At 36.5% G+C, this 14,640-nt stretch carries 11 protein-coding genes; 6 read left to right on the forward strand and 5 right to left on the reverse strand.

What is annotated here, in order from left to right:
• The first annotated feature begins 122 nt into the window (after positions 1-122).
• Positions 123-1,520: a DHA2 family efflux MFS transporter permease subunit gene (locus DKL56_RS02875; RefSeq protein WP_109715339.1), complete on the forward strand. Its 1,398-nt coding sequence runs from the start codon at positions 123-125 to the stop codon at positions 1,518-1,520.
• A gap of 3 nt (positions 1,521-1,523) precedes the next feature.
• Positions 1,524-1,949, forward strand: coding sequence for a MarR family winged helix-turn-helix transcriptional regulator (locus tag DKL56_RS02880; RefSeq protein WP_109715340.1), 426 nt, complete (start codon positions 1,524-1,526; stop codon positions 1,947-1,949).
• Positions 1,950-2,002: 53 nt separating this feature from the next.
• Here DKL56_RS02880 and guaB read toward each other — a convergent pair whose 3' ends face one another.
• Complete coding sequence (guaB, locus tag DKL56_RS02885) at positions 2,003-3,148, reverse strand: IMP dehydrogenase (RefSeq protein WP_109715341.1); 1,146 nt, start codon at positions 3,146-3,148, stop codon at positions 2,003-2,005.
• 680 nt (positions 3,149-3,828) lie between these two features.
• Between guaB and DKL56_RS02890 the strand changes: the two genes are divergently transcribed.
• Both DKL56_RS02890 and DKL56_RS02895 read left to right on the forward strand, forming a co-directional pair.
• Positions 3,829-4,197, forward strand: a complete 369-nt coding sequence (locus tag DKL56_RS02890; RefSeq protein ID WP_109715342.1) for a cupredoxin domain-containing protein — start codon at positions 3,829-3,831, stop codon at positions 4,195-4,197.
• Positions 4,198-4,217: 20 nt separating this feature from the next.
• Positions 4,218-6,122 carry a copper-translocating P-type ATPase gene (locus tag DKL56_RS02895; protein WP_109715343.1) on the forward strand — a complete coding sequence of 635 codons (1,905 nt, stop codon included), beginning with the start codon at positions 4,218-4,220 and terminating at the stop codon, positions 6,120-6,122.
• A gap of 168 nt (positions 6,123-6,290) precedes the next feature.
• Here the strand turns inward: DKL56_RS02895 and DKL56_RS02900 are convergent, their stop codons facing one another.
• The 4 genes from DKL56_RS02900 to DKL56_RS02915 all read right to left on the reverse strand — a co-directional run bounded on the left by DKL56_RS02900 (position 6,291) and on the right by DKL56_RS02915 (position 12,369).
• The gene (locus DKL56_RS02900; RefSeq protein WP_109715344.1) at positions 6,291-9,065 is read right to left on the reverse strand and encodes an FtsX-like permease family protein; all 2,775 of its coding nucleotides are present in this window, start codon (positions 9,063-9,065) and stop codon (positions 6,291-6,293) included.
• 12 nt (positions 9,066-9,077) lie between these two features.
• The gene (locus tag DKL56_RS02905) at positions 9,078-9,779 is read right to left on the reverse strand and encodes an ABC transporter ATP-binding protein (RefSeq protein WP_046306572.1); all 702 of its coding nucleotides are present in this window, start codon (positions 9,777-9,779) and stop codon (positions 9,078-9,080) included.
• Between the two features lie 51 nt (positions 9,780-9,830).
• Positions 9,831-10,643, reverse strand: coding sequence for a Cof-type HAD-IIB family hydrolase (locus tag DKL56_RS02910; RefSeq protein ID WP_109715345.1), 813 nt, complete (start codon positions 10,641-10,643; stop codon positions 9,831-9,833).
• Between the two features lie 118 nt (positions 10,644-10,761).
• Positions 10,762-12,369 carry an APC family permease gene (locus DKL56_RS02915; protein ID WP_232352304.1) on the reverse strand — a complete coding sequence of 536 codons (1,608 nt, stop codon included), beginning with the start codon at positions 12,367-12,369 and terminating at the stop codon, positions 10,762-10,764.
• Between the two features lie 270 nt (positions 12,370-12,639).
• On the opposite strand from DKL56_RS02915, the gene DKL56_RS02920 reads away from it, so the two are divergent.
• Both DKL56_RS02920 and DKL56_RS02925 read left to right on the forward strand, forming a co-directional pair.
• Positions 12,640-13,365 (forward strand): YebC/PmpR family DNA-binding transcriptional regulator, encoded by a 726-nt coding sequence (locus DKL56_RS02920; RefSeq protein ID WP_109715346.1) that lies wholly within the window; start codon positions 12,640-12,642, stop codon positions 13,363-13,365.
• A 343-nt stretch (positions 13,366-13,708) separates the two neighbouring features.
• Positions 13,709-14,629: a nucleoside hydrolase gene (locus DKL56_RS02925; RefSeq protein WP_109715347.1), complete on the forward strand. Its 921-nt coding sequence runs from the start codon at positions 13,709-13,711 to the stop codon at positions 14,627-14,629.
• The last annotated feature ends 11 nt before the right edge of the window (positions 14,630-14,640 follow it).

Raw genomic sequence — 14,640 nt, forward strand, 5'->3', positions numbered from 1 at the left:
AAATAAAACCCATCTTTTTAGATGGGTTTTTGTTTTGAAAACGTTATTAATTGCTTTTTAAATTTTTTTAGGTTACGATAGTAAATCGTTAGCTTGCTAACTAAAATTGAAGGAGGAATTTTATGCAAAGGAAATTAGATGCGAGATTGATTTGTTCAATCTTTGCAGCAGGATTGATGTCATTTTCGGGGGTTTTGATTGAAACGGCAGGAAATGTTACCTTTCCAGTCCTAATGAGCGAATTTAACGTTAATATGTCGATGGTTCAATGGATGACAACTGGTTACTTATTGGTTGCATCAATTGTTATGCCACTTTCAGCATATTTAAAACGTAATTTTAGTTCACGTGCACTGTTTATTACAGCTTCAGTTTTGTTTATTGTTGGTCTTTTAATTGATGTAGTTGCTAAGAATTTTATGCTCTTAGTAATAGGAAGAATTGTTCAGGGAGCAGCAGCCGGAATTGCTATTCCATTGATGTTTAACATTATTCTAGAAAAATCCCCATTAGACAAAATTGGCTTATTAATGGGAATTGGAACAATGATTACTGCAGTTGCCCCAGCACTTGGACCAACTTTTGGTGGTTTAGTTGTGAATACGATGGGTTGGCGCTACATCTTCATCTTCATGCTTCCAGTAATGATTATTTCATTAGTTATGGGTCTTTGCTCAATTACTAAAGACTCAGAAAAGATTGAGCACACTAAATTAGATTTTGTTGGCTTTTTAAGTATTGCAGTAACTTTTATTGCTTTGATTTTTGCTTTTAGTAACTTAGCAACGGTTATGCAAAAGCCTCTTACTTTTATTATTCCATTAGTAATCGGAATTATCGGATTGATCATTTTTATTAAGCACTCTTTAAAAGTGGAAAATCCATTGATCGATATTCGAGTATTTAAGAAAAACAAGTTTACTCAAGGTTTGAGTGCATACTTTGTATTTCAAATTAACACGTTAGGTTTATCATTTATTCTGCCAAACTATGTTCAAATTGCTAACAAGCAAACAGCTATGACAGCAGGTCTTTTACTTTTGACTGGTGGAATTGTAGGTGCGATTGCATCTCCTGTTGGTGGACGTTTGCTTGATAACTACGGTGCCAGAAAACCAGTAATGACTGGTGCGATTCTAGAGTTTATTGGCGGTGCATTATTCTGTGCTTTTGCTTCTAACTTTAGCTCACTTGAAATTATCCTGTTTTACACAGTGACAATGCTTGGAACTGGTTTAATCATGGGCAATATCATGACAGCTTCTCTAAATGTTTTAACTGAAAAAGAACATACTGATGGTAATGGATTATTCAATATGGCGCAGCAATTTGCTGGTGCAGTAGGTACTTCAATTGTTTCAGCAATTATGCAATTTGTTCAACAAATGAGTACTAGATCAACTGCAGCTGGCCGACTGGTTGATGCCGCTCAAATTGGCTTAATCTTTTTGCTGATTTTAGTTGCTATTGGTGTATACTTGCTTTATAAAGCTACAAAGGCTGTTAAAGCAGGAGAATAATTAATGGAAAGACTGGGTTTGGCTTTACAACGCGCCCAAAACACTTTTAACCGTAATGTAGATCATTTTGCTAGAGAATTAGGTCTGACAGGAATGCAAATGCTAATTATTGAATATTTAGCATCCTTTTCTGGAGAGCACTATATTTATCAAAAGGATATTGAGCATGAGTTCAATATCAGAAAGTCGACTGCAACTAATATTTTGCATCTGATGGAGCAAAAGGATTTGATTACAAAGGAAGTTAATCATAAGGATACGCGTTTAAAGGTAATCCAGTTGACAGATAAGGCTCGAAAAATGGAACCTGAAATAACCTCATATTTTGTTTCTTCTGAGAAAGAAACTGAGAAAATTTTGGGTTCTGAAGTAAAAAAAGAGCTGATACAAAATCTGCTTAAATTAAATCAAATATTATCTGAGAAATAAAAAGGCTAGTTACGCTTGTGTAACTAGCCTTTTTTGAACTTGATATTTAAAATTTATCTTTCGTAATTAGGTGCTTTTTTAGTGATCTGAACATCATGTGGATGTGATTCTCTCAAACCAGCATTAGTGATTTTTACAAATTGCGCATTTTCAATTAGTTCAGAAATAGTTGATGCGCCAACGTATCCCATTCCGGAACGTAAACCACCAATAATTTGGAAAATGATATCCGAAACATCACCTTTATATTCAACGCGTGCTTCTACACCTTCTGGAACAAGTTTATTGGCTTCATTTACGCCACCTTGGAAATAACGGTCAGATGAGCCATGTGCTTGTGCCATTGCTCCTACAGAACCCATTCCACGGTAGGTCTTGTATTTTTCGCCATCACTTTCAAAAATTTCTCCAGGAGCTTCAGTTGTACCAGAAAGCATGCTTCCTAGCATTACAGCATTACCACCAGCAGCGAGGGCTTTTACAATATCACCGGAGTATTTCATTCCACCATCGGCAATAATTGGCTTGTGATATTCACGAGCGGCTGTTGCGGCATCGTAAATTGCAGTTATTTGGGGAACTCCAACTCCAGCGACAACTCTCGTTGTACAAATTGATCCAGGTCCAATACCAACTTTTACGACATCGACGCCAGCATCAAAAAGTGCTCTTGCCGCATCACCAGTGGCAATATTACCTGCAATTAAAGTAACATTTGGGAAATGATCACGAATTTCTTTAATTTTACGTAATACACCTGCGGAATGTCCATGTGCAGTATCAATAACGATTGCATCAGCGCCGTTTTCGAGTAGTGCTTCAGCACGTTCAAACGTATCACTAGTTACACCAATTGCAGCTGCAACCAATAAACGATTGTTCTCGTCGACGGCTGCTTTAGAAACGTCACTTGGTACAATAACATTTTTTACGTTTGCGACTTCGCCAGCTTGTGCGTTGATTGACATGTTCTTATGAATAACACCTAATCCACCTTGAAGTGCCATTGCAATTGCCATTGCACCCTTAGTAACTGTATCCATACCAGCACTAATTAGTGGAATTTTAAGTTTAAGATTTGGTGCTAACTCTGTATGTAAATTAACTTCATTGGGTAATACATGACTTTCAGCCGGAATTAATAAGACGTCATCAAAAGTTAATCCTTCTTTTACAAATTTTGTTGACCAATTTGACATTTACTGCACGCTCCTTGTTTAACTATAGATAAATTATAAATTGATTTTACTTTACTAGTGATTGGGGAGCTGGTCAAGGTAGAATTAATGCATTTCTTTAAAAAATATACTAAGTGCTACTAGTTTTTATTATGATTAAATAGCAAATATAAAATATACAAGTAATAAGGAAGATAAGGATAACGCATGTTTTTTTAAAAGATTTTCTAAAGAACTGCTGAAGTAGACGGGTATTTCTTGAAAGATATTACAGATCCTCATAGACTGATGATCTGCGGTTTTTTGACCAAGTCTAAAAGATGGGATAGAAAATGAAATGAAAGACAAAAGTTTTATTTAAACAAGTTGATCACTGAATAGTTGAGTAGCTTCACGCTAAAAAGCAATGGAGTAAAAAAAAGCGTATCAAATGCTAATAATGCTTAACCTGCTGCTTATGCGCAATTTGATAGTCCGGATGCGACATAATTTTTACGCACGAGTCGATTTTATCGATTTTGGAGGATCGATAAGTCAGATAGACAAAGTAAAAATCGCAACAGCCATTAACGAAAGTTAGTGGTTTTTTTAATTCGTTTATGTTTACAAATGTAAATTTAGTGTTAAACTAATTATAGTTTACAAATGTAGACATTAAAAAGAATTAAACAAATAAAAAATAAGTTGAAGGAGAGTTAATTATGAAGGTTATTACATTAATTGTAGGAATTATGGCTATCGCTTTTATTGCTTGGTGGTTCTTAGGTAAACATGATGCAAGTGTTGAGCAAGCAAAAGTGAATTCTACTAATCAAACGGTTAACATTCAAGTAAAGGGTGGCTATTCACCTGAAAAAGTTGTCCTAAAAAAGGGCGTTCCAGCAACTTTGAATTTTAAGCGATTAGATTCTTCTAGCTGCTTAGATCATGTCATTTTCTCTGACTTGGGAATTAATCAAGAATTGCCAAAAGGTCAAGTCGAGCAAGTCAAGATTGATACATCTAAAGCAGGCGAATATGACTGGGGATGCAGTATGAACATGTTTCATGGCAAGGTAATCGTTAAGTAATTAGGAAAAGGAATCAGTATATGAAGATAACGACACGTTTTTGGACCTCATTGGTACTTTCCCTGCCAATGCTTGTTGAGATGATAATCCATCCCTTTACAGGCTGGATGTTACCAGGTGGTAATTGGACAATGCTGGCGTTTACGACAGTTATTATGTTGATTTCTGCGGGTCCATTCGTTTCTAGCGCCTGGTCAGCATTCTTAAAGCATCATTCCAACATGGATACCCTTGTTGCACTGGGAACCATGATCACTTACCTTTACAGCATTTATGCCATGTTCACGGGAAGGCCAGTCTTTTTTGAGACAGCAGCGTTTGTAATTACGTTTGTTCTCTTAGGGCAAGTCCTGGAAGCAAAAATGCGCAGTAATGCCTCGAATGCAATTAGTAAGCTGGTTAACCTGGGGGCAAAAGAGGCCTTGGTAAAACGCGGAACTGAGTTTGTGAAAGTTCCGATAAGTCAGGTTGTAAAAGGTGATTTAATACAAGTTTTACCGGGACAAAAAGTACCTGTCGATGGAAAAATAGTTTCTGGAACTTCAAATATTGATGAATCAATGGTTACTGGGGAAAGCATGCCTGTTGCCAAAAAAGCTGGAGATCAAGTAATTGGTTCAACAATTAATCAAAATGGAGCTTTTGTCATTGAAGCCGAAAAAGTTGGCAATGACACAATGCTTGCCCAAATTATTGAAATTGTAAAGAAAGCACAGAATAGCCATGCACCGATTCAAAAACTAACCGATAAAGTTGCTAACGTTTTTGTTCCAACTGTTTTAATTATTGCTATTATCACATTTCTAGTTTGGTTTGTCTTTTTAAATAAGAGCGTACCAACAGCTCTTAACTACGCAGTTTCCGTAATGGTAATTGCTTGTCCCTGTGCTTTAGGATTAGCAACGCCAACCGCTTTAATGGTCGGAACAGGTTTGGGCGCTAAAAAAGGAATCTTGATTAAAAATGGTGAAATTCTTGAAGCTGCTAATAATTTAACTGCAATAGTTTTTGATAAAACTGGCACAATTACTAAAGGAAAACCGCAAGTAACAGACGTCATTGGGAATAAATTAGTAGTATTACAAGTAGCTGCAAGCCTAGAAAAATTATCAGAGCATCCACTTGCACCAGCAATTCTAACTGCTGCTCAAACTGAAAATGTTGAGATGAAAGATGTAACTGATTTCAAGGCGATTGAAGGACACGGAATTAAGGGAATAATCGATGGGAAAACTGTTTTTGTCGGTAAACCCGAAATTGACCAATATACTGTTGAAACCAAAATGTCTGATGCGATAACTAAGTTGCAAAAAGAAGCAAAGACCGTTGTTATTGTTGCTATGGATGATAAGGTTATCGGTTTGATTGCAATTCAAGATGCTCCAAAGGAAACAGCTGCTAAGGCGATTTCCGACTTAAAAGCGGAAGGCTTAAAAACAGTTATGCTTACCGGTGATAATAGGCAAGTTGCAGATTCAGTTGCTAAACAAGTAGGAATAGATCAAGTAATTGCAGAAGTTTTACCGATAGATAAAGCTGACGAAATTAAAAAGTTGCAACATAACTACAAGGTTGCATTTGTTGGCGATGGTATTAATGATGCTCCAGCATTAACACAAGCAGATGTTGGGATAGCAATGGGTTCTGGAACTGATGTTGCGATTGATGCAGGCGGAATTGTTCTAATCAAAAATGACTTAGAAGATGTTGTTCGTGCACTTAAATTGAGTAAAAAAACTTTTAAACGAATTAAGTTGAATCTGTTTTGGGCATTTATTTACAACATTTTAGGAATTCCAATTGCTACGGGGTTATTTGCAGGAATTGGTTTTACTCTTAGCCCTGAAATAGCTGGTCTTGCAATGGCCTTTAGCTCATTATCAGTTGTAATAAGTTCTGTTTTACTAGGAAAAGCTAAAATTTAACACAAAAAGGATAGTCGAAATTCAGTCGACTATCCTTTTTTATTCTGTATGAGCATTAGTTATTTGTAACGATGTTTTCACTTAAATAAAGTGGTTTTAATTTGACTACAAAAAACTATTGAAAAAAGCCGAGCATAATAGTTCGACTTTTTTACTATTCAAAGGATATTAATCAACGGATTTCAATGCTTCTAGCATATCTAAATCTCTTAACTTTTTGTTGACGATAAATCCTAAAATAATTGTAATTAATCCAATTACACCTAATGGCCACAAGAAGCTTGAGGCGGAAAGAGCTGGATTGAACATGACATTATCAGGTGGAACAACATACAGGATGTAGCGATAAAGCAAATCACCGGTCAAATATCCTACTAGAATGCCAATACCCGTTAACAAAATTGTTTCGCGGTAGATGTACATTGTGACCTCATTGTTGTAAAAGCCTAATACCTTGATGGTAGATAGTTCGCGAATTCGTTCTGCGATGTTGATATTAGTCAAATTGTACAAAATAACAATTGCCAGCAAACCAGCAACAATGATTAAAACAACCATTATCATGTTAAGGGATTGCACAACGACGTCTAGTTCTTGACTAATTGCTGTGTTTTGAACGACACCAGCGACACCGTTAAGCTTCATAAACTCTGCAGCTACTTTTTTGGTGTTCTTATTAGAACTGTTCTTTAAGTTAACCAGATGAGCGTTAGTAGAATACTTTTTAGCAAAAATCTTTTTATACTGGTTTGAGTTCATTAGAACAAAGTGGCCCATATACATTTCAGTAATATTAGCAATCTTCATTCTTCGACGATGATTGTCTTTATCAGTCAAAGTCATATAGTCACCTTTATTAACGTTTAGGAGACTGGCTAGGCGTTCGGAAATGACAACACCATCATTGGTTAATGTAATCTTCTTTTTACTGCGACGATCGTTTAAATAAAGATATTGATCAAGTTTGTGGTCTGATTTTGGAGCAATTAAAGTAATGTCTTGCGTGTCACCAGATTTACCAGCAGTTTTTGACATCGACTCATAATAGATAGGTAGTTCGGATTTAATGTTACTTTCTTCTAGTTTATCATCGAGTGTAGCTTGGTCATTAGCTGAAATTGGGGATTTTTGAGCCACTATCATGTTGTAATGAATTAATCCTGAAAACTGACGATTGTTCATATTACTGATAGAGTTCTTTACTGCAAAACCTGTAAAAAGAAGAGTAGCTGCACCACAAACACCAAAGATTGTCATTAACATTCGTTTTTTATAACGGAAGATGTTACGGGCAGTTACCTTGTGGGTGAAGCTAAGATGGTTCCAAATAAACGGAATTCTTTCAAGAAGTATTTTTGAACCAGCTGCAGGTGGCTTAGGTAGAAGTAATGCAGCTGGTTTTTCACGGAATTCAGCTTTTGCAGTTAAATAAGCGGGTAGAACGGAACTGATCCAAGATAAAACAAGAGCAATTAAACTAATCTGCCAGTAAAAGTGTTCTTCAATTGGTGGAATCGTCAGAGACTTATAGTAAGCATGGTAAACAATCTGTGGCATTAAAGTATGGCCAAGATAAACACCAATAATTGTTCCGATGGTTCCTGAAAGAAAACCGTAAAAGACAAACTTGCTGATAACAACATTGTCGCTATAACCCAATGCTTTCAGTGTTCCAGAATTGATTCTTTCCTCATCGATAAAACGATTCATAGTGGTAAATGTGACTAAAGCAGCTACAAAGTACAAAAAGATAGGAAAGACTTTCGCTAAGTCTTCGACAACTCTTGCGACCGTAGTATAGACAAGATTTCCTTCACCACCAGGCACTTCTCGACGATTGTAAACACTATAACTTGGTGCTGATAACTTTTTGGCCTGCTTTTTTGCCTTAGCTAATTTAAGCTCATTCTTTGCAATTGTTTTTTCAGCACTTGCTGAAGCAGTCAATGCTTTTTGTTTTTTTGCTTGTAAAACTTTTGCCTTGGCAGATAATTCTGCTTGAGCCTGTTGAAGCTGCATTTTTGCTTCCGGTGTAGTAGCACTCGAAGTTTGAGCAGCTAAGGCATTTTTCTGCTCATCTAATTCTTGCTCGGCAAGTAACAGTTGCTTTTTAGTATCGGCTATTTTATTTTTGGCGTTAGTAAGTTGCTGTTCCTTTGGCTTTATTACTTGATTAAAGCTAGCATAAATTCGTTTTTGGCGTTGCTCGGTATCTTTCTTGAGCGTTTTTTGCAGTGCCTTTTTGTGATCACTAACTCGGGCAGTATAAACTTTGCCATATGAATCAAGGTTACGTAAATTGTGATATCTAAGGTTGGCAACAGTGTAAACTTGATGGTTAAAAGCACTTGGCAAAACAACAGCATATCCTTTAAGTTCGCCAGTACCACTATTACTTTGACCTAAGTTAACATTAGATAGAATTTGACTTGAGCGGACAAATCCAACAACTTTAAATGTCTTTCTTTTTAGAAGGGTACTACCAAGCAGATTCTTCTTTTCGGTAAAACTGGCTTCTTGACCAATCTTGTAGCGATTATGATAGTGCTCAGCAAGTGCAACTTCGTTTTTACTTTTAGGTAAGCGACCTTGGCGCACTTCGTACTTGCCGACAGATTTAGGCTTTGAAAAAACGCGAAAACTTTCATCGGTATTTTTTAAAACGGTGTCAGTCATATAGCCGAATTCAACTTCTTCAAGACCCTTTGTTTGCTTGATTTTTTCGGTATCTTTTTTGTCAAAACCATAATTACACATTACAGATAAATCAGCAGTATTAAGCTCTTGCGCATAGTGATTACCAGTATCACGCATATCAGGCCCAGTAACAAAAAGCCCGACCAGCGCGAATGCTCCGATCATCATTAAGCCCATAATTGACAAGAATTGTCCTTTGGTGTGCTTAATTGACTGCCAAAAATCTTTCCAAATTATTTTTTTCATGATCTGCCTTTTCTACCACTTAATATTTGTAATATCTTCTGGTTGAGCGTTTTGCTCAATTTTGGTTACTTGGCCGTCATGAAAATGAATCACGCGATCTGCAATGGGTGCCAGTGCGCTATTGTGCGTAACAATAACTACTGTTGCGCCATTTTCGCGACTCATTTTGGCAATGGTCTGTAAGACGCTTTTTCCTGTTTGGTAATCAAGCGCTCCAGTTGGCTCATCACACAAGAGTATTTTGGGATTTTTAGCAATAGCACGTGCAATAGCAACTCTTTGCTGCTCACCACCTGATAGTTCAGCAGGGAAGTTGTTAATTCGATTTTTCAAGCCAACGTCAATTAAGGTTTGAACTGGATCAAGTGAATCGGCAACAATTTCTGATGCTAGTTCGACATTTTCTTTTGCAGTTAAGTTTTGAATTAAGTTGTAGAATTGAAAAACAAAACCAATGTCATTACGCCGATACGTAGTCAATTGGCGTTTATTATAATTTGCAATATTTTTGCCATCGATAATGATGTCACCAGAGGTGTTGGTGTCCATTCCGCCTAAGATATTGAGGATAGTTGACTTACCAGCACCGGAAGCTCCTAAAATAATTGCCAATTCGCCTTTTTCAATGGAAAAATTGACGTCGTTATTAGCTAAAATTTCAGTATCACCGGTTTGGTAACGTTTAAAATTGTGTTTGACTTCAATATAACTCATAAATAATTTTTCCTTATTAAATCTGTTTTTTGCCTTTAGTTTAACTTGATTTTAGCCTAAATACTTTTCTAACACTTGCAAAACGCCCATTTCATTGTTGCTAGGGGCTTCAAATTTGGCAATTTTCTTTAAGCGTTCATCACCATTTTCCATTGCATAGCTATAACCAGCAAGTTCGATCATTTCTTTATCATTCATTCCATCGCCAAAAGCAATCAGTTCTTCAGGCTCAACTCCAAAGTAGCGTAAAAAGAATTTGATTCCCTGCCCCTTGTTAACGTTGACTGGCATGATGTCGATATTATCAAAACCGCTAGTTGTGCAGTGAATTCGCTCAGTATTATCTGCGTTGAATTTCTTTTCAATTTCATTAGCTAGTTCAGAAGAGCAGCTTAGTGTCAGCTTGGTTAAGCTGTCGCTGGTTGGAAGGTCAAGTAAGTTTGCGATTTCATCAATGTTGGGATAGAAAAAGTGCATTAATTTTTTAAAATTGGTGGATGCACGTTTATTTAAGTAGGCACTATCCAAACCACTCGCAACAATTTCTATTTGGGGGTAATTAGTCTGAATGAAATTAATTAGCTTAATGCCAGTCTTATAAGTAAAAACATGTCTAGCGATGACCTGATTATCCTTGGTAAGAATTGAGCCATTATCAGCTATAATGTCGATTCGATCTAGAAAATCAAAAAAGTCTTGTCGCAAACGCGAAAGAGGGCGCCCACTAGAAACAATGAAATGAACTTTTTGCTCACGTAATTTGGTTAAAACTTGTTCAAACCGGTGATGATCAAATTGTTTATTATCATCTTCAAAAGTGCCGTCCATATCTACGGCAACTGCTTTAAATGGAATTGGTGTCATCGGTGTTCTCCTTCGTCTAAAATCCTCTATATTATTATATATTAGATAGATTAGTTTTTCTTCATTTAACAAAAAAACAGATTCATTTAACGATGAATCTGTTTTTAAATTTTGATAACTATTTTTTAGCTGAAGTAGGCTTTTTTCTGCCAACTAACCAGCAAATCAGAATTGCAAACACTGTTTCAATCAGAATTAATACAATGTTCATGCCTAGTTTAGCCTGTCCAAGACTAAGTGTGGCGCCATTAAACAAGTGATTCCTTTCACCTAAGTACAAATCAAAAATAATTGAACCAATTACTAGAACACCCATAGTTGTCCATTGACCACGATTGAAAGCAATTCCGTATTCTTCTTCACGTTTCCTGATACTTGGCAGTATTGCACCCAAACCAATCAATACTACAATTGCGACAATGTTAATAATTAGTTCATACCACCAATAGCCACTGAACTGCTTAATGTCTTGTGGCGCAATGCCGAGTACTGTTGCCACTGCAGTAACAATCAATAAAAACAGTCCAGCCAGATAGCCAAGCTTGTCGTTTTTTATAAAGACATAATCGGACTTGAATTTCTGTGAATTCTTTCTGATTTGCATGAATGAGAAGAAAATCCAGCAGGTAACACCTGGTGAAATAATACCGTTAAGGTTTAAGAGCCAGTTGAAAATATCATTCATATCAGGCAGGAAAATTCCTAAAAGCATGATGAAAGCTGAAAGACCGACAGTTAGAACGTAACCATTAATTGGTAATCCATTTTTATCTTTTTTCTGCAAAAAGTGTGGCATGTATTTGTCACCAGTATCGGAAATTAACATTCTTGTCATTGCATCTAGTAAAACAGCCAGAAGGGCCGCGTTGTAAAAGACTGAGGTCCAAGCCCAAATGTAAAGTAATGTTTTACCCATACCATATTGGTGACCGACCATATCAAATGCGTAGTAGGCACCGTTCATCTTTAAATCTTTTGGAATATGGTAACCGTCAAAGTAAATACCAAGTGCGAATGAGCCAAAGACAGTTAAGAAAATGGTCATAATTGCTAAAGCAACCATTGCTTTAGGAAAATCAGCTTTTGGTTTCTTCATTTTAGTAACGTAAGGCGCTACTAGCTCACAGCCATTTAAAGCGTAAATTAACATGGCAATAGTGGTCCAATAATGCATGTCAAACTTAGGAATTAATGTTTTCCAAGTAAAGGGATGGGTTGCCATATGGCCACCTGATTTAGCTAAACCTAAGAAAGCCAAGAAAACAAACATTAGTGTCATGATTAACATCAAGCCACCACCAATAGTCGACAAAATTTCCATTGAACGAGAGAAATAGTGTTCAATGATGATGAAGATAATAAACATGGCAAAAGTCATGAGAGCAAATTTGGTGTTAGATATTTGACTCTGAAACTTTTCTGAACCGGTTAATGCCCAACCAATATCGACAATAATCTCGTTAGCTGAATCGACGGCATAAGGGATAGATGCAGCCCAATATGTCCATGCAGTAAAGTAACCAAGGAATTCCCCATTGGTACCACGTACCCATGAGGAAAGCCCACCGCCTTCCTGATTAAAGACTGAGCCTAATTGTCCAACCATTAATGAATATGGAATAACATAAAAAAGACACATTATAATCCATGAGGTGACAACTGGCATTCCCTGATTTTGGAAATTGTACATGATATCATCGAGGCCAATAACCGTACAGAAAGCCATTAGGGTTAAAACAGGCCACGAGATATATTTCTTATTAGAATCTAGTTCCTCCACAAAAGTTCTCTCCTTTTTTAAACAATTATTTACATTTTACGCATTAAAAATGAAAAAGACTAGGGAATAATTAATAAATTCGTCTGCATTATTATGATAAGTAATTATATTAGATTGGAAGAAAATTACTCCGCTTGACTTGATAGTATTGAATTTTCTTAAACCGTGCGTTAAGATTATATCGTTAATATTTTAAGCAGAGAAAGAAGGATTCTTATGTCAGGACATTCAAAATGGCACAATATTCAAGGCCGCAAGAATGCGCAAGACGCAAAGAGAGGTAAAATTTTCCAAAAGTTATCTCGTGAAATATATATGGCTGCAAAGAATGGTGGTCCTGATCCCTCTGGGAATCCTAGCCTACGTATGGTGATGGATAAGGCACGTGCCAATAATATGCCTAAAACCAATATTGATCGTGCGCTTAAGAAGGCTGAAGGTAATTCAGATGAGCACTACGATGAAATTACATATGAAGGTTATGCACCAGGTGGTGTAGCAGTATTTGTTGAAGCTTTGACTGATAACAAGAATCGGACAGCTTCTGCAGTTCGTGTTGCATTCACTCGTAACGGTGGTTCTCTTGGTGCTAGTGGCTCAGTTGCTTACATGTTTAACCGTAAAGGTTACATCGTAATTGATCGTACTACTACTGATGCAGATGAAGATCAGATGCTTCTTGACGTAATGGATGCTGGTGGTGACGATTTACAAACTAGTGACGATGCGTTCGAAATCTACACTGATCCAAAACAATTTGCTCAAGTTCGTGATGCTTTAGAAAAAGCAGGCTACAAGTTGGCAAATGCGGAATTAACAATGATTCCAGAAAATACAACACCTGTTCCTGAAGATAAGAAGGAACAATTTGATAACTTAGTTGATGCGCTTGAAGACGATGATGATGTTCAAAACGTTTATACTGCAGCTGAGGAAGACTAATTAATAGAAGATAAAACCTTCCAGATTTATTCTGGAAGGTTTTTTATTTGCCATAATTAGTTGTTTCTTAACCAATGTAATAACTGTTCGTGCAAAGGCTAAACTAAAAGCATCAGATTTGCTTTAAATAAAGTTGACTGCTTCACAAAAAAATAAATAGCGTCTTATCATAATGGTACTAGTAAACATGGCATTATTTAACAAAGTTAGTAAAAGATATTTATAAATTTGAGTAATAAATCACAAATTTATTGGGAATATTAGGTATACAAGTAGTATACTGTTTTACTGGAATTAATTAGATTCTTTATTACAAGACATTTTAATGAGTAGGAGAGTTAAGATGACAAAACCCGTTATTTTAAGTACGGATCCTGGAATTGATGATGCAGTTGCAATCTCAATTCTATTATTTGATCCGCAAGTAGATGTGAAGCTAATTGCGGCAGCTGCTGGTAATGTGGGAATTGAACAGACACTAAACAATGTGTTAAAGCTTGAAAAGTTTTTAGGCAAAAAAGTTCCTGTTGTAGAGGGCTGTAAACGCGCTTTAATTAAGGCACCAGTAGATGCGGCTAGCGTTCATGGTAAAAGTGGCATGGATGGTTATGACTTTCCAGAGCCTGATTTAGATTTACTATTAAAAGATACAACAGCACCCGAAGCTATTCACAAGGTAGTGGCTAATTCAAGTGAAAAAGTTACTTTGGTGGGGATTGCACCATTAACAGATTTTGCACTCTACATTCGGCTATATCCTGAAGATTTAGCTAATATTGAAGAATTAGTATTGATGGGTGGCTGCATTGGTCGCGGAAATTACGGCATTTATTCCGAATTTAATATTGCCGGCGATCCTGAAGCAGCAAAAATTGTTTTTGAAAGTGGACTAAAAATTCGCGTTGCACCGTTAGAGCTTGGCTTCCAAGCACTTGTTAAGCCTGAAATAAGTGAGCAAATCAAGTCACTTGGCAGTGTTGGTGATATGTTCTATAGCCTGTTTAAACGCTACCGTGGCGGTAGTTTCAATACTGGATTGAAAATTTACGATGCGCTTGCAGCAGGAATTTTACTAAATCCGACTATGTTTGATTTTGAAGAGGCCTATGTGGATATCATAACCGATCAAGGTCCTACAAACGGTGCTTCTTTAATGGACTTCAATAATAAATTGAATAAACCAGCAAATGCCTTAATTGGTAAGTCGGTTAATGTTGATGAATTTATTGCTTGGTTCATCGAAGCAATCAAAAAAGCTTGTTAGATTAGAAGGGA

Source organism: Lactobacillus apis (assembly GCF_003150935.1).
Classification (GTDB): Bacteria; Bacillota; Bacilli; order Lactobacillales; family Lactobacillaceae; genus Lactobacillus; species Lactobacillus apis.

Coding starts and splice junctions, on each gene's coding strand:
- DKL56_RS02880 (WP_109715340.1), top strand. CDS start 1,524: ATGGAAAGACTGGGTTTGGCTTTACAACGCGCCCAAAACACTTTTAAC.
- DKL56_RS02900 (WP_109715344.1), bottom strand. CDS start 9,065: ATGAAAAAAATAATTTGGAAAGATTTTTGGCAGTCAATTAAGCACACC.
- DKL56_RS02875 (WP_109715339.1), top strand. CDS start 123: ATGCAAAGGAAATTAGATGCGAGATTGATTTGTTCAATCTTTGCAGCA.
- DKL56_RS02920 (WP_109715346.1), top strand. CDS start 12,640: ATGTCAGGACATTCAAAATGGCACAATATTCAAGGCCGCAAGAATGCG.
- guaB (WP_109715341.1), bottom strand. CDS start 3,148: ATGTCAAATTGGTCAACAAAATTTGTAAAAGAAGGATTAACTTTTGAT.
- DKL56_RS02910 (WP_109715345.1), bottom strand. CDS start 10,643: ATGACACCAATTCCATTTAAAGCAGTTGCCGTAGATATGGACGGCACT.
- DKL56_RS02915 (WP_232352304.1), bottom strand. CDS start 12,369: ATGGCTTTCTGTACGGTTATTGGCCTCGATGATATCATGTACAATTTC.
- DKL56_RS02895 (WP_109715343.1), top strand. CDS start 4,218: ATGAAGATAACGACACGTTTTTGGACCTCATTGGTACTTTCCCTGCCA.
- DKL56_RS02890 (WP_109715342.1), top strand. CDS start 3,829: ATGAAGGTTATTACATTAATTGTAGGAATTATGGCTATCGCTTTTATT.
- DKL56_RS02905 (WP_046306572.1), bottom strand. CDS start 9,779: ATGAGTTATATTGAAGTCAAACACAATTTTAAACGTTACCAAACCGGT.
- DKL56_RS02925 (WP_109715347.1), top strand. CDS start 13,709: ATGACAAAACCCGTTATTTTAAGTACGGATCCTGGAATTGATGATGCA.